General features: G+C 67.5%; 20 protein-coding genes. 17 read left to right on the forward strand and 3 right to left on the reverse strand.

Features of this window, described 5'->3' with window-relative positions; genetic code table 11:
• Window positions 1-9: 9 nt before the first annotated feature.
• On the reverse strand, window positions 10-567 hold the full coding sequence (locus ATE71_RS04960; RefSeq protein ID WP_058802362.1) for a cytochrome b: 558 nt from the start codon (window positions 565-567) through the stop codon (window positions 10-12).
• A gap of 221 nt (window positions 568-788) precedes the next feature.
• Here ATE71_RS04960 and ATE71_RS04965 point away from each other — a divergent pair, with 221 nt between their 5' ends.
• From ATE71_RS04965 to ATE71_RS04980, 4 genes are all read left to right on the forward strand, one after another.
• A complete protein-coding gene (locus ATE71_RS04965) occupies window positions 789-1,577 on the forward strand; it encodes an ImuA family protein (RefSeq protein WP_201022922.1) in 789 nt (262 codons plus the stop codon).
• A complete protein-coding gene (locus ATE71_RS04970; protein WP_082665084.1) occupies window positions 1,483-3,288 on the forward strand; it encodes a DUF6504 family protein in 1,806 nt (601 codons plus the stop codon). The genes ATE71_RS04965 and ATE71_RS04970 overlap by 95 nt, the downstream gene beginning before the upstream one ends.
• Window positions 3,285-6,494 (forward strand): error-prone DNA polymerase, encoded by a 3,210-nt coding sequence (locus tag ATE71_RS04975; RefSeq protein WP_058802363.1) that lies wholly within the window; start codon window positions 3,285-3,287, stop codon window positions 6,492-6,494. Before ATE71_RS04970 ends, ATE71_RS04975 begins: the two co-directional genes overlap by 4 nt.
• 186 nt (window positions 6,495-6,680) lie before the next feature.
• Window positions 6,681-7,001, forward strand: coding sequence for a DUF736 domain-containing protein (locus ATE71_RS04980; protein ID WP_037553339.1), 321 nt, complete (start codon window positions 6,681-6,683; stop codon window positions 6,999-7,001).
• Window positions 7,002-7,009: 8 nt separating this feature from the next.
• On the opposite strand, the gene ATE71_RS04985 is transcribed toward ATE71_RS04980, so the two are convergent.
• Together ATE71_RS04985 and ATE71_RS04990 are read right to left on the reverse strand one after the other, a co-directional pair.
• Complete coding sequence (locus ATE71_RS04985) at window positions 7,010-8,140, reverse strand: hypothetical protein (RefSeq protein WP_058802364.1); 1,131 nt, start codon at window positions 8,138-8,140, stop codon at window positions 7,010-7,012.
• A gap of 57 nt (window positions 8,141-8,197) precedes the next feature.
• Window positions 8,198-9,112, reverse strand: a complete 915-nt coding sequence (locus ATE71_RS04990; protein ID WP_058802365.1) for a hypothetical protein — start codon at window positions 9,110-9,112, stop codon at window positions 8,198-8,200.
• Window positions 9,113-9,395: 283 nt separating this feature from the next.
• Between ATE71_RS04990 and ATE71_RS22705 the strand changes: the two genes are divergently transcribed.
• The 13 genes from ATE71_RS22705 to ATE71_RS05045 all read left to right on the forward strand — a co-directional run bounded on the left by ATE71_RS22705 (window position 9,396) and on the right by ATE71_RS05045 (window position 18,609).
• Window positions 9,396-9,560, forward strand: coding sequence for a hypothetical protein (locus ATE71_RS22705; RefSeq protein ID WP_162928261.1), 165 nt, complete (start codon window positions 9,396-9,398; stop codon window positions 9,558-9,560).
• A gap of 123 nt (window positions 9,561-9,683) precedes the next feature.
• Window positions 9,684-10,172 carry a hypothetical protein gene (locus ATE71_RS04995; RefSeq protein ID WP_152998651.1) on the forward strand — a complete coding sequence of 163 codons (489 nt, stop codon included), beginning with the start codon at window positions 9,684-9,686 and terminating at the stop codon, window positions 10,170-10,172.
• Window positions 10,173-10,434: 262 nt separating this feature from the next.
• The gene (locus tag ATE71_RS05000) at window positions 10,435-10,746 is read left to right on the forward strand and encodes a DUF736 domain-containing protein (protein ID WP_058802367.1); all 312 of its coding nucleotides are present in this window, start codon (window positions 10,435-10,437) and stop codon (window positions 10,744-10,746) included.
• 183 nt (window positions 10,747-10,929) lie between these two features.
• Window positions 10,930-11,139: a transcriptional regulator domain-containing protein gene (locus ATE71_RS22800; protein WP_082396360.1), complete on the forward strand. Its 210-nt coding sequence runs from the start codon at window positions 10,930-10,932 to the stop codon at window positions 11,137-11,139.
• 169 nt (window positions 11,140-11,308) lie between these two features.
• Window positions 11,309-11,713 carry a DUF2285 domain-containing protein gene (locus ATE71_RS05005; protein WP_228383939.1) on the forward strand — a complete coding sequence of 135 codons (405 nt, stop codon included), beginning with the start codon at window positions 11,309-11,311 and terminating at the stop codon, window positions 11,711-11,713.
• A 128-nt stretch (window positions 11,714-11,841) separates the two neighbouring features.
• On the forward strand, window positions 11,842-12,084 hold the full coding sequence (locus ATE71_RS05010; RefSeq protein ID WP_037553423.1) for a helix-turn-helix transcriptional regulator: 243 nt from the start codon (window positions 11,842-11,844) through the stop codon (window positions 12,082-12,084).
• Window positions 12,084-12,605 carry a DUF2840 domain-containing protein gene (locus ATE71_RS05015; protein ID WP_058802368.1) on the forward strand — a complete coding sequence of 174 codons (522 nt, stop codon included), beginning with the start codon at window positions 12,084-12,086 and terminating at the stop codon, window positions 12,603-12,605. Before ATE71_RS05010 ends, ATE71_RS05015 begins: the two co-directional genes overlap by 1 nt.
• Entirely contained in the window at window positions 12,602-13,192 is a 591-nt protein-coding gene (locus ATE71_RS05020) for a S26 family signal peptidase (RefSeq protein ID WP_058802369.1), read from the forward strand. The genes ATE71_RS05015 and ATE71_RS05020 overlap by 4 nt, the downstream gene beginning before the upstream one ends.
• Window positions 13,189-13,521 (forward strand): DUF736 domain-containing protein, encoded by a 333-nt coding sequence (locus ATE71_RS05025; RefSeq protein ID WP_058802370.1) that lies wholly within the window; start codon window positions 13,189-13,191, stop codon window positions 13,519-13,521. Before ATE71_RS05020 ends, ATE71_RS05025 begins: the two co-directional genes overlap by 4 nt.
• Before the next feature lie 5 nt (window positions 13,522-13,526).
• Window positions 13,527-14,240: a lytic transglycosylase domain-containing protein gene (locus ATE71_RS05030; protein ID WP_082665088.1), complete on the forward strand. Its 714-nt coding sequence runs from the start codon at window positions 13,527-13,529 to the stop codon at window positions 14,238-14,240.
• A gap of 223 nt (window positions 14,241-14,463) precedes the next feature.
• A complete protein-coding gene (locus tag ATE71_RS05035) occupies window positions 14,464-16,209 on the forward strand; it encodes a relaxase/mobilization nuclease domain-containing protein (protein WP_058802371.1) in 1,746 nt (581 codons plus the stop codon).
• Window positions 16,210-16,222: 13 nt separating this feature from the next.
• Window positions 16,223-18,193 carry a conjugal transfer protein TraG gene (locus ATE71_RS05040; protein WP_058802372.1) on the forward strand — a complete coding sequence of 657 codons (1,971 nt, stop codon included), beginning with the start codon at window positions 16,223-16,225 and terminating at the stop codon, window positions 18,191-18,193.
• Entirely contained in the window at window positions 18,190-18,609 is a 420-nt protein-coding gene (locus ATE71_RS05045; RefSeq protein WP_058802373.1) for a hypothetical protein, read from the forward strand. The genes ATE71_RS05040 and ATE71_RS05045 overlap by 4 nt, the downstream gene beginning before the upstream one ends.
• The last annotated feature ends 6 nt before the right edge of the window (window positions 18,610-18,615 follow it).

Here is an 18,615-nt window from a genome sequence, read left to right on the forward strand (position 1 = left end):
CGACGCGTGTCAGCCGCGCGGATTGCGAAACAGCGGCAGCATCCGGTGGAGCACTTCGTCCTTGTCGAAAAAATGATGCTTGAGCGCGCCGAGAACATGCAGCGCAAGCACGACGTAAATGGCCTTCACCATCAGCTTGTGTATGTCGCCGAGCTCTTCGGCGAGATCCTCGTTCAGCGGTAGCGGAAGATTGGGCGCGGGCACGGCGCCGTAAAGCGGCACTTCAGGCGCCCCGCCCGCCGACGCTGCGGCCCAGCCGAGAAGCGGGGCGCCGATCATCAGCACATAGAAGAGAATATGGGTCGTGCGCGCGAGCAGCCGTTCCCATGACGGCATGCCGCCGGGGAAGGCCGGCCAGGGATGTCCGAAGCGCCAGCCGAGCCGGATAAGGCTGAGCGCGAGGATCGTGATCCCGACCGATTTGTGCAGCTGATAATAGCCGAGTTTCTCGCTGTCCGAGGCGTCCTCCATCCAGCCGCCAATGGTCGCATTGGCGATGATCAGGATGGCGATCGTCCAGTGCAGGACGATCGAGACGGTAGAATAGCGACTGTGATTCTCACGCATGATTCGCCTCACAATAAGTCCGTCACCGGTTTTCCAATGCTTTGGCGGCGATCCTCGTTCCGTCAGCAAGACGCAGCCGTCACGATCATGAGCCCAAATTGTTTCGCTTTTACAGAGGCTGAGCGGAAGGCCCGCACCGATTCCCGGCGGTTCGTCGCGGCCCGCTTGACGCGCCCTTTGACTCGGTGGAACATAAAGGGAACATTTGAGTCGATATTCCCATGAGCACGATGTCCCAATCTGCACCTCGGCCAAGTGCCAGAGATATCGACGTGCTTCGCGCGGCGGTGGCGCGTGTAGCCGCCTCGCGTGGGCCGGTCCTGCCGTTCGGCGTCGGGCCGGTCGATCATCTTCTCGCTGGCGGCGGGCTCGATGGCGCAGGCCTGCACGAGGTCGCGGGCGCCTCGGCAAGCTGGAGCGACGACGCTGCGGCAACGCTCTTCGCGGCTGGAATCGCGTCGCGCTTCGCGGCGGCGCCCGACGTGTCGGCGCTCTGGGCGCTGACGCGGTTCGACCTCTATGCCCCCGGTCTCGAACAGGCGGGGCTCGGTCCGGACCGCGTGCTCTATGCTCAAGGCAGGACCGACAAGGAACTGCTGGCGCTGTGCGAGGACGCGCTGCGCGATGGTTCGCTCGCCTGCGTCGTTGCCGAAGTGAAAGCGGCCGATCAGACCGCGACGCGCCGGCTGCAACTGGCCGCATCCGAGGGCAACACGCCGATGATCCTCTATCGCCGGTACCGGCGTTACGGCCAATGCCCCCTCGCCGATCCGTCGCTCGCGATGACCCGCTGGCGCATCGGCACCTTGTCGTCGGGCCGCCTCGCCTCGCCCGGTGTCGGGCGCGGGCGCTGGAATGTCGAGCTGGTCCGGCAGCGCGGCGGGCCGCCTTTTTCCCTCGAACTGGAGGCGTGCGATGACCAGGGTCGCCTCGCTCTTCCTGCCGCAACTGCCGATCGAGCGGTTGCGCCGGGCAGAACGGACACCGTCGCATTCGGGCACGCCGCCTGATCGGGCGCGGGCGGGTCCGCGCTTCCCCGAGCCTGTCGACGACAATCCCGGCACCTGTTCGGTGCCGCGCGGCGGCGGCTGGCGTCCGGGCGCGCGCTGGGCGCAAAGCACGCACTCCGGCGAGCCGTCGCTCGACGCCCTCCCGGCGCACCAGCGACCAACGATGCGCGAGCTGGGACGGCGCAGCGAAGCTGCCGCACCGGTGTTCCGGGCGTTGCGCTCGGACGACGGGACGTCCGGCGGGATCGCTGCGCCGCTGCCGCCGCTCTGGGGCCTTCGTCCGACGATCGTCGTCGCGCGAACCGGCCAGCGTGACCTCGTGACGGCCGCCTGTGCGGCGGCGCTCGATCTCGGCCTCGTGCCCGGCATGGCGGCCGCCCATGCCCGCGCGCTGGTCTCCGATCTCGACATACTCGACGCCGCACCCGACGCCGATCGCGCGTGGCTCGATCGCCTTGCGCTCCACGCCGCCCGCTGCTGGACGCCGACGGCGGCGGTGTCGGGCACCGACGGGCTGTGGCTCGACCTGTCGGGCACGACGCATCTCTTCGGCGGCGAAGAGCGTTTCGCGGTGCGTCTGCTCGGTTTTCTGCGGCGCCTCGGCTTCACCGCGCGTGTCGCGATCGCCGGCACGCCGGGCGCCGCGCACGCGCTCGCGCGCTATGGCGGCGCGGGCGTGCGGATCTTGCCGGAAGGAGGCGAGAGCGAGGCGCTGGCGCCTTTGCCGCTGGCGGCGCTCCGGCTGGCGCCGGAGTCGCTCGCCGCGGCGGCACGCTTCGGGATCGAGCGGATCGCCGACCTTTATCCCATGCCGCGCGGGCCTTTGGCCCGGCGGCTCGGGCGCGGCGCGGTCGAGCGGCTCGACCAGGCGCGAGGGTTCGTACCCGAGCCGATCGTTCCGGTCGTGCCGTTCGACATGCCCGAGGCGCGCCGTTCCTTGCTCGAACCGATCGGGACCGCCGAGGCGATCGAGCAGGTCATCGCCGACCTGCTCGGCGATCTCGTGCTCGCGCTGCGCGAGCGCAGTCTCGGCGTGCGGAGCCTCGTCTTGCGCTGCGACCGGCTCGACATGGGCGCGCAGTTCATCACCGTCGGGACGGCGCGCGCGACGCGCGATGCGAAACATCTGCTGCGCCTGTTCAGGCTCCGGATCGACCGGATCGAGCCGGGGCTCGGGATCGAGACGATGGTTCTCGCGGCGCCGCAGGTCGAAGCGCTGGCGCCCGAGGCGATCGCCGCCGTGCTCGACACGGCACGCCAGGCGCCCGACCTCGCTCCGCTCGTCGATGCGCTGGCCGGCCGCGCCGGCGATGCCGCGCTGTTCCGCCTGTCCGCGATCGAAAGCGATGTCCCCGAGCGCGCGATCGTGCGCGCCGGGCCTTTGGCCAAGCCCGCCGGCTGGCCCGTCTGGCCGCGGCCGATCCGGATGCTCGCGCGGCCCGAGGCGCTGTCCGGCGTCGTCGCCTTGCTTCCCGACCATCCGCCGCGCCGCTTCGCGTGGCGCGGGCGGAGCTATGCGGTGGTCGCAGGCGATGGTCCCGAGCGGATCCATGGCGAATGGTGGCGCCGTCCCGGCGAGATGTGGGCGGTTCGCGATTATTTCCGGGTCGAGGCGACAAGCGGCGAGCGCTTCTGGCTCTTCCGTCGCGGCGACGCGATCACCGATAAGACGGGTAACCTCAGCTGGTACATGCACGGCGTGTTCGGATGACGGACCCCGTTACGACCTATGTCGAACTCTACGCCACGAGCCATTTTTCCTTTCTGCGGGGAGCCTCTTCGCCCGAGGAATTGTTCGCGGCCGCCGCTTCCCAAGGCCATTCGGTCCTCGGGCTTTGCGACCGCGGCAGCGTCGCCGGCATGGTGCGCGGCCTGTCGGGACAGGAAGCAACCGGCGTCCGGCTGATCGCGGGGACGCGCGTCGACCTGCGCGACGGACGCTCGATCCTCCTCTATCCGACCGATCGCGCGGCCTGGTCGCGGCTGACCCGGCTGCTCTCCTTGGGCAAGGGGCGCGGCGGCAAGGGCAATTGCTGGCTCGACTGGCCCGATGTCGCCGCCGCGGCCGAGGGCCTCGTCGCGATCCTCCTGCCCGGTGAAGCCGACGAGCGGGCGCGGCTCGATCTCGCCGAGCTCAGCGGTGCCTTCGGCCCGCGCGCCTTTCTCGCGCTCGCGCTGCGCCGCCGGCCCTGCGATTTAGCGCGGCTTCGCGCGCTCGACGCGCTGGCGCAGGAAGTGGGGGTACGGAGCATCGCGCTCGGCGACATCCTCTACCATGCGCCCGAACGGCGCCCGCTGCAGGACGTGCTGACCGCGATCCGCGAGAAGACGACGGTCGATGCGCTCGGGTTCAAGCGCGAACGCTTCATGGACCGGGCGCTGAAGAGCCCGGCCGAGATGGAAAGGCGCTTCGCGCTCTTCCCGGACGCGATCGCGGCGACTGCCGACATTGCAGCGGCCTGCCGCTTCGACCTTGGCGAAATCCGCTACCAATATCCCTATGAGCAGGTGATGGAGGGCCGCACCGCGCAAGAGGCGTTGGCGGCGCTGACCGAGGAAGGCGCTGCGCGCATGTTTCCGGGCGGCGTGCCGCCTGCCTATCGGAAACAGATCGATCATGAGCTGCGCCTGATCGGCGAGCTCGGATATGCGCCCTATTTCATTACCGTCAATTCGATCGTCGCCGAGAGCCGGCGGCGCGGCATATTGTGCCAGGGCCGCGGGTCGGCCGCGAACAGCTGCGTCTGCTTCCTGCTCGGCGTGACCTCGATCGACCCGATCAAGCATGAGCTGCTCTTCGAGCGCTTCGTGTCGGGCGAGCGCAAGGAGCCCCCCGATATCGACGTCGACTTCGAACATGAGCGGCGCGAAGAAATCATCCAGTGGATCTACGAGACCTACGGCCGTCACCGCTCCGCGCTGACCGCCGTGGTCACGCGATACCGAACCCGCGGGGCGGTCGCCGAGGTGGGGAAGGCGCTCGGCCTGCCGCGCGACCTCACCAAGATGCTCACCGGCCTCGTCTGGGGCTGGTCGGTCGATGGCATCCCCGAGGAGCGCATTGCCGAGCTGAACCTCAACGCCGGTGATTACCGTCTGCGGCTGACGCTCGATCTCGCCCGGCAGCTGATCGGGACGCCGCGGCATCTCTCCCAGCACCCGGGCGGCTTCGTGCTGACCGAGGAGCGGCTCGACGATCTTGTGCCGATCGAGCCCGCGCGCATGGAGGACCGCCAGATCATCGAATGGGACAAGGACGATATCGACGTTCTGAAATTCATGAAGGTCGACGTGCTGGGCCTCGGGATGCTCGGCTGCATGAACCGGGCGTTCAACCTGCTCGCCGAACATAAGGGGATTTCGGTCGGCATGGCCGATCTGCAGGATGACGATCCCGCGGTCTATGGCATGATCCAGAAGGCCGACACCCTCGGCGTCTTCCAGATCGAGAGCCGCGCGCAGATGTCGATGTTGCCGCGGATCAAGCCCAAATGCTTCTACGACCTCGTGATCGAGGTTGCGATCGTCCGGCCCGGTCCGATCCAGGGCGACATGGTCCATCCCTATCTTCGCCGCCGCGAAGGCAAGGAGAAGCCCGAATATCCGAAGCCCGAGCTTCGCGCCGTGCTCGAGAAGACCTTGGGGGTGCCACTCTTTCAGGAGCAGGCGATGAAGGTCGCGATCGTCGGTGCCGGCTTCACGCCGGTCGAGGCCGACCAGCTTCGCCGCGCGATGGCGACCTTCAAGCTCACCGGCGGCGTGTCGCATTTCTACGACAAGCTCGTCGGCGGCATGGTCGAGCGGGGCTATCCCAAGGATTTCGCCGAGCGCACCTTCAAGCAGATCGAGGGCTTCGGCTCCTATGGCTTTCCCGAGAGCCACGCCGCGAGCTTTGCCAAGATCGCATACGCCTCCTGCTGGATGAAGCATCATCATCCGGACGTCTTTTGCGCGGCCTTGCTGAACGCGCAGCCCATGGGCTTCTACGCGCCCGCGCAGATCGTGCGCGATGCCCGGAATCACGGCGTCGAGGTGCGTCCGGTGTCGATCAACGACAGCCATTGGGACTGCACGCTGGAAAGGAGCGACGGGCGCTATCTCGCGGTTCGCCTCGGTTTCCGCCAGGTTCGATCGCTCGCGAACATCCATGGTGCCGCGATCGTCGGCGCGCGGGGCGATGTGCCCTACGACTGCGTCGAGGATGTATGGCGGCGCGCCGGAGTGCCGCGCGCCGCGATCGAGCGGATCGCCGAGGCGGATGGATTTGCCTGCCTGTCCGAGGACCGGCGGCAGGGGCTGTGGAAGGTCCGCGGCCTCGGCGAGGCGCCGATGCCGCTCTTCGCGGCCGCCGACGCGCGCGAGGCTAACTTCTCGCCCGAAGGGCTCGAACCGCCGACCGCGCTTCGGCCGATGACCGAAGGACGCGAGGTGGTGGAGGATTATCGTACGCTTCAACTGAGTTTGCGCGCGCATCCCCTGAGTTTCCTGCGCGAGGAGCTGGACGCGATGGGGATCGTCCGTTGCGCGGATCTTGGCTCGATCCGCGATGGCCGGAATATCGAGGTCGCCGGGGTGATCCTCGTCCGGCAACGGCCCGGCTCGGCGAAGGGCGTGCTGTTCGTCACGATCGAGGACGAGACCGGTATCGCCAACGGCATCCTCTGGCCCGATCGCTTCGACATCTATCGGCGCCAGGTCATGGCGGCGTCGATGATCGCGATGCGCGGCCGCGTTCAGAAGGAAGGCGAGATCATCCATATCATCTGCGACCGGATAACCGATCATGACGCGATGCTGCGGCAGGTCGGGCGCAGCTCGCTTTCCATTGCGCCGGGACGCGGGGACGGGGCGCGGAACGGGGGCGGGCCCGATAGCCGCGAGCCTGCGCTGCGCGTCCGGAGCCATGACTTTCACTGATGGTGGCCAAATGCTCCGGTTGCAGGACCACTCCCTCCTTGGCTGCCTGACTGCGGGCCTCGGCTCGCCTCATGCCGTCAACCCCCTTCGGGGGTTCGCCCTCGCGTACCGCTCGGTGACGGCGGCTCGCGGGCCCTTCGGTTGGCGCCATCGGGGATGGTCCCGAGCAACCCAAGGAGACACGACATGGCCACCATCGCAAATCTCACCGTCAAAGCCGACGGCAGCTTCGAAGGCACGCTGACGACCCTTCTGGTCACCGCGCCGATCGCGATCGTCCCGAACGGCCGCAAGGTGAAGGACAATGAGCCCGACTTCCGCGTGATCGCGCGAAAGAACGGCTACGAGGTCGGCGCCGGCTGGACCCGCACGTCGCAGTCGAACGGCACCGAATATGTCTCGGTCACCCTTTCGGCCCCCGAATTCGGCACGATCTACGCGAATATCGCGAACGCGCCCGGCGACGACCCGATGAAGAAGGTGCTTATCTGGAACCCGCCGAGCTGACGGATCGATCAGGCCCCGCCTTCGGGCGGGGCCTTTTGCGCGGCTTTCTTGTCGGGTACGACCTCGTGGAAACCGTCTTGCATCCAGCCTTCGCGCTCACCGATATGCTTGTCCCAGAAGCCGCGCATCGCCTCGAGCCGCTTCTCGGCGAGATAGGGCTCGGTGAGATGTTCGAACATATTGTGCTGGGGAACGGGGACGGGCGAGGCGCGCCAGACGCCGAACAGCACAACCGACAACGTCTGGAAAACCGCGAAGAGGAGATAATGGGCGCGGTCGAGGTCGTGGATGGTGAGGCCGGACCGAAGCCCGGCCGCTTGCGCGCGCGAAAAGGCATCGGCGGCATGCGCGATGCTCTTGTTGCGCAGCGCCTTGATCTCGGGAAGCGGCGGCCTCGCCATCAGCTCGTCGAGCCGGTCGAAAAAGGCCTCGCCAATCAGGTCGCCGCGCGCGCGATTTTCGGGGGCGACACCCGATAACTGGTCGAACAGCTCATGTTCCATCCGCGCCTGGTCGAACCCTTCGGGTCCCGACAGGCTGAGGCTCACGCGCCGCGCCTTGTTCGGATTGGCGGCCATTTCAGCGGACAACCGCTCCAGCTCCGCCGCCTGCAAGGCTTCGTAATCATAGGGCAGCGCGTCGCGGCATACGAAATTCTCGCGCGTGATGAGTTCGCGCGCCGCGCGCATCTCGTCGACGATCCGGGGGAGTGAGATCACGGCCTTCTTCGGTTGGTTCGCCGGCGCTTTCTCGAGCAGCCGGGTGATGGCGATGACCTGTCCGGCAAGATAGCCGCGGTCTAGCATCATCGCGATGAGCGGCGCGGTCGAGCCGCGGGTGCCGTCGTCATCGGCGAATTTCCGCGCCTCGTTCGCCGTGCGCCAGGCTATGTCAAACCACATCATGTCGGCGAACTGCCCCGCGAGCGACGCGTCGGGATCGCGCTCGAACAGCTCGGACCAATGCTGGAGTTTCTCGCGAAACGCTTCGAGCGAGGCCTTGTCGCTGACGTTGCAGGCATCGATCGGATAGTGAAAGATGGACGGATGCGGGCGCGCGGGGACCGCTGGCGCCGCTGGTTTGGCTACGGGAGCCGCCGCCTTGTCGTCGCTACCCGCGACGCCTTGCGGCGCAGTCACGATTGTCTCCCCTGCATTGCCGAGCCGGGGCGGATGGCGAAATTCTGCCGTTTGCGTTCAGCCAAGATCGAGTCCCTGTGTTTGGCGCGTGCCTGTGGATGAGCTTATGTAGCGATTGTTCCGTGCGCCGAGGAGAGCGACGAGCAGACGCGATACCAGGCCGGACATCTCGAGCGTGAGGTTTGGTCCCCCGCCGACGCCGTGCAGCGCAAAGCCGAGCGGTTCGCCCATATAAAGGGCTTCATGCACCGCCGGATTGCGCATACCAGCGACTTGCGCACCGCCACCGCCCGCGGGATCGGCCCATGCGGGAACCGGCATTCCGAGCCAGTCGCACATCCACGCGATGCGCTGGGAATGCGTGAGGCTTTTGGGAGGCGGGTTTATGGACTTTGCGAGGGCAAAGCAGGCATCGAGCGCCGTGTAGAGCAGCGTGAACCGCTCAAACTGAAGATGTTGCGGATTCTGGCTCATGAAGAGGGCGTGTACTGCGGCCACCCAGATGCGCGCTCGCTCCGGAACTGCGCGATTATCGATCCAGAAGGCTTCGGCGAGTTCGATCGACTTCGGCAGGCTGCCGCCCATCAGCACGAAGTCGACGAGAACCCCGGGCTCGATCGGTGTCGAATCGAGGAAGCCGGCCTCGGTAATCGTGAAGCGCATGCCGCTGAAAAAGGACAGGCTCCAGACATGGAAGTCGATCTGATCAATCTCCGACGCCGTCGCATGGACGATGGCGTGCGTCTTCGGCAGGCCGAAGATGCGCGCGGGATAGGGCCGAACGCTGGTGCCGCCACCGAGATGGGCAACCGGCTGTAGCGGGGCGTAGGTCCATTTCCCCTCGCGGCCAGGATCGGCCTCGATATCCGCCACCGTCTCCGGGAGACCGGCAAGGGTCGCGATGGACACCGGTCCGACCGTGATATCGAGCGGCCGCGGATAATATCCGAACTCACTGCGCTGACCCGCCATTGCGTCATTCTCCCTGTTCTTCGCGCACGCCGGGACGACGGCGCACGCAGATTATGGTCCGGGAGGAAGGCATGAGGGCCTCTCCCCCCGCGAAACCGTACCCGCTCTCGATAGCCGCTGGTCCCTGGGCGCGGAGCCGGGCCTCCTTCAATCAACCCGTGAAGGGTCCGCTACGCTTCGCGTGCGGCCGCAGCCTTGCTGCGGTGATTGCGGCCCGCCCCCGGCCGGCGGGGCGACTGTCGAGCGGGAACGGTCCCGCTCCGAAAGGACAGGAGCCAAACCCATGCCGCTTTCCACCGCTCAATCGCTCGGCTGGAGCCTCGCCCGCACGATGATGACGATCATCGTCCTTATCGAAACGACAAAAGGCTATGCGGTGATGCCCATCGAAGAGTTCGACGGCGACCCCGAACACATCGTGTGCGAATATGACCCGTTCAACCGCTGAGCCCGCAAAATTTGCCCCGCGATGGTTCCAGTTCCGGTTCCGTCGCGGGCGGCCGTCTGCTAGATTGACGGTGCAGACCGCGCTGTGGTGGTGGTGGAGAGCGCGTCCCCAAGGAGGACGCTCGTGACTTTCATGCTTATCCTCGGCGCTGCCGCAGGCCTCTATCTCATCTGGCTTCTGTTCCGGCTGGCGGCCCTCGCGCTGCCGCTTGGCACCGGCATCGCTCTCGCCTTCGAACTTCAGGACCGCGGCTATGGCATTGGCGCTGCCCTTGCGATGGCATTTCTGGCGGGGCTCCTGCTCCATCTTGCTGGACGGCACCTCTATGCCCACGGTGGATCGACATTGCTGCGAGCCTGTATCGCAATGCTCTTCCTCCTCCCGGCGGGGGTCGCAGGCTATTATGGCATGACGGGGATCGTGAGGCTCTTCGTTACGGAGGGCATGCTGGTGGCGATCCTGCCTGTGCTCGCTGCCGTCGCCGCCGCCGTGGCGGCGGTCCGGGGACTTGATGGGTCTTCGGTGGATGCAATTGGCGTCGGCGACCGGGAATGGGACGATCGAGCGCCCGCGATCCCGGCCTCCGCTTCGCCCGCTTCCGACCGCCTCTGAGTCCCTCGCTCCCGCCGCAGGAACACGGTCTTTTCCCTGCGCGATCTGCCGGCAAGCCGCAGCGCTGAGCCCGCGGGCCGCAACGGCGCTCCCCGATTTTCTTCCCCCGGCGTGCCGCCGTTCCTCGCGGACCAAGAAAATCGCTGCGCTGCCGTCCTCCGCTTCGCTCCGGGCCTTCGGCTGCGGCGCGGCCTCCTTTCCGGCCACCGATGCGCATCGAGACCGCGATCCTGCGGCTCGAAAGCAAGGAAAGGACTTCAAGATGGCCAAGATCGGAACCTTCAAGAAAGCGAAGGGCGAATATCGGGGCGCAATCGCGAGCCTCGCCCTCTCGGTCGACGCGGTTCGCATCGTCCCCGAGGACAATCCCAAACCCAGCGCTCCGACCCACCGCATCTATGTCGGCGACGTCGAGGTGGGCGCAGCCTGGGAGAAGACCAGTCAGGACGACCGCACCTATCTTTCGACCAAGTTCGACGACCCGAGCTTCACCGCGCCCTTCTTCGCGCAGCTCTTCGAAGGAAGCGACGGCGACTATGACCTCGTCTGGACCCGTCCCCAGCGGCGGGACTGATCGAGCACGCCGCCCGGCCGCAAGCCGGGCGGCGATACTCTCATTTTGAGGCTTTTCGCGCGGGGATTCTCCGCCGCATTGCGTTACGATGATCCTTTGCATGCCGCTAACCATGTTCCAGCCGATGCGGGCAAGCTGCTGATAGGCTTTGCTTTCATTCCTGAAGATCAGCCGGAGGTGCGAATGGATCAGGTGGTCGATTGGCAATCGCCATATTTTCCGAGAATATTCGAAACATATGATCGCGCCGATTTCGCGCAGGAGTTCCTGCGCCGAAGCCCGGCCTATCGCCGCGCCTATCGTTCGGCCGCGTTGGCGCCGACGCGGCGGCGCACCGCGCGCCTCGCTGGGCTCGCGCGACGATGGGGGTTGGTCTTTCGCCCTGGACCCTGACCGATCCGTCACCGAATCCCCCGCGCTCTGGCAGCCCGAGGTCTGCGCGCATGTCGCCATCGCCGAACCGGCGCCCGACGGCTTCGCCGCGCCGCGGCTCGCCGAGCTCATCGCCTCGGCGGACATCGCCTCCGAGATCATCCTGCCGGGCGAGTGGCATCTCGTGTTCGTGGCCGACGGTCGGCGCTTCCGCCTCTGGCTTCGCCGCTTCCTCGCCGATGAACGGCTCGCCTATGTAAACCCGGCCGACCCGCACAGCGAGCTGCGGATGGCCGTGAGCCTCGCCGTACAGCGCCGCTTCTCGGCGGGCGTCACGACGCATCGCTTCCTGCGGGGAGGCGCCCCCGGACCATCCGAGCGCTGGCGTCTCATCCAGTGGCTGCGGCTCCTCGACGCCTCCGCCGAGGGGCGTTCGGCGCGCGACATCGCCGCCGCCCTCATCCTTGACGATGCCCAGGATTTCTCGGCCGCAGACTGGGACGGATCGAGCGAGCGCCGCCGCATCGCGCGCTGGCACCGCGCGGCGGTCGCGATGCGCGACGGCGGCTATCAGGAGCTGCTCGGCGCCGCCTGATCGGGACATTCCGCGCGTCGTCACTTTGTCCGTTCCTAAACCGCATCCCGATTTCCGAATGTCGCCGCCTCTCCGCCGGAGCCCGCCACGGGACCCGGCGCTGCGAACGGAGGCCCCTTTTGAGCGACATGCATACCCCCATTTCGCCGCGCTACCTCAAGACGCCCGACGCTGCGCTGCACCTCGGCCTGTCGAGCCGGACGCTCGAAAAGCATCGCTGCTTCGGAACGGGTCCCGAATACCGCAAACTTGGCGGGCGGATCGTGTACGCGATCGCCGATCTCGACGCCTGGGCCGAGATCGGCCGCAAGAAGTCGACGTCCGATCCCGGCAAGGGCGTCGTCCATCCCGCGCGCCCGGTTCGCCGCTGATGCGCCCGGCCCAGAACATCGCGCGCGCTTTGGGCGTGCAGCCGGTCGAGGCGACCGCGAGCGGTCTCACCGACCTTGAGCTGACCTGGATCGAGCAGCGCCTCGAGCATTGGCTGCGCTTCGGCCGCGTCGCCGCCGAGCGCATCGTCAGTCGCCGGACCCGCATCGTCTCCTTCCGGCCCGAGGCCGTCTTCGGCTTCGTCCGCTGGGGCGCGAACGACTTCGGCACCATCTTCTCGAGCATCTCGGTCATCGTAGCGCCCGCGCCGCGCGCCCCCTTCGCGACGCATCCCTACGTTCGCCCCGGCGGCGACATCCTGCTCCGCGTCGACGGTTGGCCGAGGGTTCAGCAGGTGCTTTCGGCGATCGATGCGATCGAGGCCGCCGGGATCGACCCGTGCGAGACGGCGCCCGATCATTGGCGCCACATCGGCAGCCACATTGCCGCCGGCCTGCCATTCCGGCCCTATGGTCCGGAGCGGCACCGGGCATGGCTCCAGCGCAAGGCGATCGCGCCATGAACCGCCGCTGGCTCCGCGCGACCGCGGCGAGCGCTACGCTCTTCGCGGCGCTGTTCGTCGCGGCGGCTGCGCTCGCGCCGCAACCGCGCCTCATCTGGAATGCGAGCCCGAGCGTCCCGATCGGCTTCTACCGCGTCGATGTCGGTGCCGAGCCCGCGGTCGGCGACCTCATCCTCTTCCACCCGCCCGAGGCGGTCGCGGCGCGTCTCGCGGTGCGCGGCTATGTGCCGCGCGGCGTGCCGCTCCTGAAGCATGTCGCCGCCGGCGAAGGCGCGCTCGTCTGTCGCAGCGGCACCTTCGTGACGATTGACGGCGCGCCAGCAGCGCGCGCGCGGGACGCCGACCGCCTCGGGCGGCCGCTGCCGCGCTGGCTCGGCTGCCATCGCCTGCGCCCCGGCGAACTGTTCCTCCTCAACCCCGCGCCCGACAGTCTCGACGGCCGATATTTCGGACCGCTCCCCGACACCGGCGTCGTCGGCGTCGCGCACCCGCTGCTCGTGCGCGATGCGCCCGGCGCGCCGCTGCGCTGGCGCCGAGGCGCCGATCGCTCCGCATTCACCCCCGAAGGAAAGGATATGTCCTCATGATTATCGGAAGCTTTCAAACCGCTGGCGACGGCTATGCCGGACAGATCCGGACGCTGCTGCTCGATGCGATGATCGCGATCGTTCCGGCGAAGCCGAACGACGCGGAGAATGCACCGGCCTGGCGCGTCCTCCTCGTCGAAGCCGACACCGGCGTCGAGATCGGCGCAGGCTGGGAACGCCGCAGCGAACGCGCCGGCTCCTATATTGCCCTGCAGATCGACGACCCGGCGCTCGCGCTTCCGCTGCGCGCCAATCTGCTCCGTTCGACGCAGAACGAGGATGAATATCATCTCCTCTGGACGCGTCCCGTCCCACGAGAACAAGCGTGAGCATCATGCATCCGGCTCGCTCGGCGCGCGTCCGCGCCGTGCGCCTCGCCTTGCTGCTGCTCTGCGCGGCGAGCGCCGCCCCGGACCGGGCATGGGGCGCGGCACCGGCGGAAACGCCGGCGGCCGCGGTCCACCCCTATGCCGCCCATGTGGCGGAGGCATCGCAACGCTTCGGCGTGCCAGAGGTCTGGATATGGCGTGTGATGCATGTCGAGAGCCGCGGCAAGCCGCGGGCGCTCTCGCATGCCGGTGCAATGGGGCTGATGCAGATCATGCCCGCAACCTGGACGATGCTGACGGCGCAGCATCGTCTCGGGTCTGACCCCTTCGACGTGCGCGCCAACATCCTCGCGGGCGCGGCCTATCTGCGCGCGATGTGGGATCGATATCGCGACGTTCGCCTCATGCTCGCTGCCTATAATGCGGGCCCCGGCCGCGCCGACGCCTATGCAGCGGGGCGGCGCGGCTTGCCCGCCGAGACGGTCGCCTATGTGGCAGCCATCGCGCCCGCGCTCGGTGCGCCGGCTGTGCCGTCGGCGGCGATGGCGCGGACGGCCGAACCGCCGAGCTGGCGCAGCGCGTCGCTCTTCACCAAGCAGCGATCGGACACGCCGGCTGCAACTTCGGTGCAGCGCGGCGACGTCGCGGCTGCAGGGCCGTCGCATTCCGCGCCTGCTCCCTCGCCCCTCTTCGTCCCGCTTTCCGGGGACAATCGGTGATGGTCGTCCTGGCAATATTTGCTGGAGTGCGTGGGTCCATGGATAGGCACTGCTTGGCGTTCAGAAGGGGTTCGGGGGGATGGCAAGATAAAAGACCTGCCAGCTCGCTGGCAGATTGTGGTTGGATTACAGCGCTTTATGCGTATGGCACCCCCCTCCGGCTGCCATATCGATCTCGGGATTTCCGAGGCAGAACAAGCGCTTACGATATGGCACCGGCGCTGTGAGCGGCGACGAGCATGATTTTCGGGTGCGACCGGGAAGGGGTCGCGATGCTGGTTCGGGATCGGCGCGGCGCGGGAAAAGGCTCGCGGCGCAGGTGCGCAAGGCAGCCGCTCGCTCGGGTTACACCCGCTCCCGTCGGGGCGGCGGCGGTCGCAGCGGGACCGGTCGGCATGGCCGCGGCCGTGCCGCGCTTGCGACGATGCGGCGGGGCCCCGCGCAGCGCCGGGTGACAGTCATGGCGCGCATCGTCCGGCATAAGGGCGCGCAGTTTCGCTCCGCGCCGCTCGCACGGCATATCGCTTATCTCGAACGCGACGGCGTCACCCGCGATGGACGCGATGCCATGATGTTCGATGCGGCTGGAGACGCCGCCGACCGCGAGGCCTTCGCCGATCGCTGCGCCGACGATCGCCATCATTTCCGCTTCATCGTCAGCCCTGAAGATGCCGAGCAGCTCCAGGACCTTCGGACCTTCACCCGCGATCTCATGGGCCGGATGGAGAAGGATCTCGAGACCCGGCTCGATTGGGTGGCGGTCGATCACTGGAACACCGACAATCCGCATATCCACATACTCGTGCGCGGCGTCGCCGAGGACGGAAGCGACCTGGTCGTCGACCGCGCCTATATGTCGGAAGGCGTGCGCGGGCGGGCGTCGGAGATCGCAACCCTCGAACTCGGTCCGCGAAACGAACGGGAGATCGACGCCAGCTTGGCGCGGGAGGCGAGTGCCGAGCGTTGGACCGGGCTCGACGCGCGCCTGCGCGAACGCGGCGGCGAAACGGGGATCGTCGATCTTCGTCCCGACCCAAGCTCGCCGCCGGGCCGCGATCGGCATCTCCTAGGACGTGCGGCAAAGCTCGAGGCGCTTGGGCTCGCGACGCGCCTTGGACCCGGCATATTCGAGATCGATCCGCGCGCCGAAACCATATTGCGCGACCTCGGCGAGCGAGGCGACATCATCAAGGGCGTCCACCGAGCCATGCGCATGCAAGGGCTCTCCTTCGACGCATCGAGGCTCGCCCTTCACGGTGAGGCGGAGCGTTCGGGCCTCGTCGGGCGGCTGGTCGCACGCGGCCTCGACGACGAGCTTGCCGGCTCCGCCTTCGCCATCGTCGACGGGACCGATGGACGGACCCATCGCATCAAATTCTCCGATCTCCAATGGACCGGGGACGCGAAGCCGGGCGCGGTCGTCGAGCTGCGGCGCTGGGAAGGACGCGACGGCGGCGAGCATCTCTCGCTCGCCCTGCGATCGGACCTTGCGGTCGCCGACCAGATATCCGCGCGCGGCGCAACCTGGCTCGACCGCGAACTGGTCGCGGCGAAGCCCACGGCAGGAACCTCGGGCTTCGGCATCGATGTTCGCCGCGCCATGGCAGCGCGCGCCGAGTTTCTCGCGAGCGAAGGCCTCGCGAGCCGTCAGAACGGCAAGCTCGTACTGGCGCCCGATCTCATCGAAACGCTGAAGCGGCGCGACCTCGAGGCGGCCTGCGAAACCATCGCCGCGCGCACCGGGCTCGCGCATCGCCCGCCGGCCACCGGCGACGCGGTGAGCGGGACCTACCGCGAGCGCGTGTCGCTCGCCTCGGGGCGCTTCGCGATGATCGACGACGGGCTTGGCTTTCAACTCGTGCCCTGGCGCCCGGCGCTCGACCGGCACCTCGGGCAGCATGTCGCCGGCACCGCCACCGCGGGCGGCATCGACTGGAGCCTTGGCCGCAATCGCGGGATCGCAATCTGAGGAAGGATGAACGATGAGCGACAGGATATTATGGGGCCAAATCTTCGCGGTGCTGCTGATCGTCCTCGCGGCGGTCTGGACCGCGACCCAATCGACGGCGGAAGCGCTCGGATTTCAGGCGGCGCTCGGTGCCCCCTGGTTCCGCATCGGCGACTATCCCGTCTATCCGCCGCCCGCCTTCTTCTGGTGGTGGTTTGCCTTCGACGCCTATGCGCCGCCGATCTTCTACCGCGGTGCCGCGATCGCCGCGTCGGGTGGGTTGCTGTCGGTTGTCGTCGCGATCAGCATGTCGGTGTGGCGTGCGCGCGAGCGCCGGCGGGCCGAGACCTATGGATCGGCACGCTGGGCGCAGGAGCGTGAGATACGGGATGCCAACATGCTCGGCCCCGATGGCGTCATTCTCGGGCGCATGGCCGGAACCTACCTGCGTCACGATGGCGCCGAGCATGTCCTCTGCTTCGCGCCGACCCGATCCGGAAAAGGTGTCGGTCTCGTGGTGCCGACCCTTCTCACCTGGCCGGGGAGCTGCATCGTTCATGACATAAAGGGCGAGAACTGGCAGCTCACCGCGGGCTTTCGCGCAAAGCATGGCCGGGTGCTGCTCTTCGATCCGACGAACCCCGCATCGGCAGCCTATAATCCGCTCCTCGAGGTCCGACGCGGCGCATGCGAAGTGCGCGACGTGCAGAATGTCGCCGACGTGCTGGTCGATCCCGAAGGAAGCCTCGATCGTCGAAACCACTGGGAGAAGACCAGCCACGCCCTGCTCGTCGGCGCGATCCTCCATGTTCTCTACGCCGAGGAGGAAAAGAGCCTCGCCGGTGTCGCGGCCTTTCTGTCGAACCCCGAGCGCAAGATCGAGGCGACGCTCCACCGGATGAAGACCACCCGCCATTTGGGAGATCGCGTTCATCCGGTCGTCGCCGCGGCGGCGCAGGAGCTGCTCAACAAGAGCGAGAATGAGCGGTCGGGCGTGCTGTCGACCGCCATGTCCTTCCTCGGCCTTTATCGCGATCCGGTGATCGCCAAGGTCACGGGACATTCCGAGTGGCGCATCGCGGACCTGATCGGGAGCGAGCGCCCGGTCTCGCTCTACCTCGTGGTGCCGCCCGGCGATATCAGCCGGACCAAGCCGCTCATGCGCCTGATCCTCAACCAGATCGGGCGGCGGCTGACCGAGGAGCTGAATCCGAAGGCGCGGTCGCAACGGCTGCTGTTCATGCTCGACGAGTTTCCCGCGCTCGGACGTCTCGATTTCTTCGAAAGTGCGCTCGCCTTCATGGCGGGCTATGGCATCAAGGCCTTCCTGATCGCCCAGTCGCTCAACCAGATCGAGAAGGCCTATGGCCAGAGCAATGCGATCCTCGACAATTGCCACGTCCGGGTCAGTTTCGCGACGAACGACGAGCGAACCGCCAAACGGATTTCCGATGCGCTCGGTACGGCAACCGAACAGCGTGCGATGAAGAATTATGCCGGCCACCGGCTCTCGCCCTGGCTTGGCCATTTGATGGTGTCGCGCACCGAAACCGCTCGGCCGCTGCTGACCCCCGGCGAAGTGATGCAGCTCCCACCGGACGACGAGATCGTGATGGCCGCTGGCCTCGCGCCGATCAGGGCCAAGAAGGCGCGATACTATAGCGACCGGCGCTTGGCCGGCCGCGTCATTCCGCCGCCCGCACCCGGTCGCGCTCTTCCCGCCGCCCACGACTGGATGGCCGACCGGGTACATCAGCTGATGGAGACGAAAGCGAAGGCGGCGGAGGACGATGACGCGGCCAATGGCGGCATTCGGCAGGAACCCGAACTTCCCGTCCATGAGGATATCGCGCCGCCGCCGCCGCGCAGCGTCAACGGCGAGTTCGATTTCAGCGAAGATGGAGTGCAGGCCGATGCGGCGCGGCTCCGCGCCGCGGCCGATCGGCAGATGGCGCGGGGCGCCCGTGCAGCGGCGCTCGACCCTGACGACGGGATCCAGCTGTGATCCGATCGCATGTCAAACAGACCTTCCGGATCGAAACCGGCCTCTCGCGCGACCTGACAGACCTCGCCCGCCGACGCGGCCTCACCCGGACCGAAGTGCTGGAGGCTGCACTGCGCTCCTTTCTCTCGCCCGATCAGGAGGAGCGGATCGAGGCGGTGTTGACCCGGCGCCTCGACCGCATCGGCCGCCAGCTCGACCGCATCGAATGGCATGGCGAAATGTCGGGCGAAGCAATTGCCCTGTTCGTCCGGCACTGGCTCACGAACACGGCGCCCTTGCCCGATGATGCATTGCCGGCCGCGCAGGCCAGCGGGAAGCGGCGCTGGGAGGGTTTCGTCGATGCCCTTTCACGTCGGATGGAAGTTGGACCAAAGCTCGCCGCGGAGCTGATGCGGGATGTCAGCGGTTCCGATTGAAGCCTT

Source organism: Sphingopyxis sp. H115, from assembly GCF_001468465.1.
Classification (GTDB): Bacteria; Pseudomonadota; Alphaproteobacteria; order Sphingomonadales; family Sphingomonadaceae; genus Sphingopyxis.

Excerpts from the sequence above, each read along its gene's own strand:
- ATE71_RS05030 (WP_082665088.1), top strand. The coding sequence starts at position 13,527 with ATGCATCCGGCTCGCTCGGCGCGCGTCCGCGCCGTGCGCCTCGCCTTG.
- ATE71_RS22800 (WP_082396360.1), top strand. The coding sequence starts at position 10,930 with ATGGATCAGGTGGTCGATTGGCAATCGCCATATTTTCCGAGAATATTC.
- ATE71_RS05010 (WP_037553423.1), top strand. The coding sequence starts at position 11,842 with ATGCATACCCCCATTTCGCCGCGCTACCTCAAGACGCCCGACGCTGCG.
- ATE71_RS05020 (WP_058802369.1), top strand. The coding sequence starts at position 12,602 with ATGAACCGCCGCTGGCTCCGCGCGACCGCGGCGAGCGCTACGCTCTTC.
- ATE71_RS04970 (WP_082665084.1), top strand. The coding sequence starts at position 1,483 with ATGACCAGGGTCGCCTCGCTCTTCCTGCCGCAACTGCCGATCGAGCGG.
- ATE71_RS04960 (WP_058802362.1), bottom strand. The coding sequence starts at position 567 with ATGCGTGAGAATCACAGTCGCTATTCTACCGTCTCGATCGTCCTGCAC.
- ATE71_RS04965 (WP_201022922.1), top strand. The coding sequence starts at position 789 with ATGAGCACGATGTCCCAATCTGCACCTCGGCCAAGTGCCAGAGATATC.
- ATE71_RS05040 (WP_058802372.1), top strand. The coding sequence starts at position 16,223 with ATGAGCGACAGGATATTATGGGGCCAAATCTTCGCGGTGCTGCTGATC.
- ATE71_RS05015 (WP_058802368.1), top strand. The coding sequence starts at position 12,084 with ATGCGCCCGGCCCAGAACATCGCGCGCGCTTTGGGCGTGCAGCCGGTC.
- ATE71_RS04990 (WP_058802365.1), bottom strand. The coding sequence starts at position 9,112 with ATGGCGGGTCAGCGCAGTGAGTTCGGATATTATCCGCGGCCGCTCGAT.
- ATE71_RS22705 (WP_162928261.1), top strand. The coding sequence starts at position 9,396 with ATGCCGCTTTCCACCGCTCAATCGCTCGGCTGGAGCCTCGCCCGCACG.
- ATE71_RS05025 (WP_058802370.1), top strand. The coding sequence starts at position 13,189 with ATGATTATCGGAAGCTTTCAAACCGCTGGCGACGGCTATGCCGGACAG.
- ATE71_RS04980 (WP_037553339.1), top strand. The coding sequence starts at position 6,681 with ATGGCCACCATCGCAAATCTCACCGTCAAAGCCGACGGCAGCTTCGAA.
- ATE71_RS05000 (WP_058802367.1), top strand. The coding sequence starts at position 10,435 with ATGGCCAAGATCGGAACCTTCAAGAAAGCGAAGGGCGAATATCGGGGC.
- ATE71_RS04975 (WP_058802363.1), top strand. The coding sequence starts at position 3,285 with ATGACGGACCCCGTTACGACCTATGTCGAACTCTACGCCACGAGCCAT.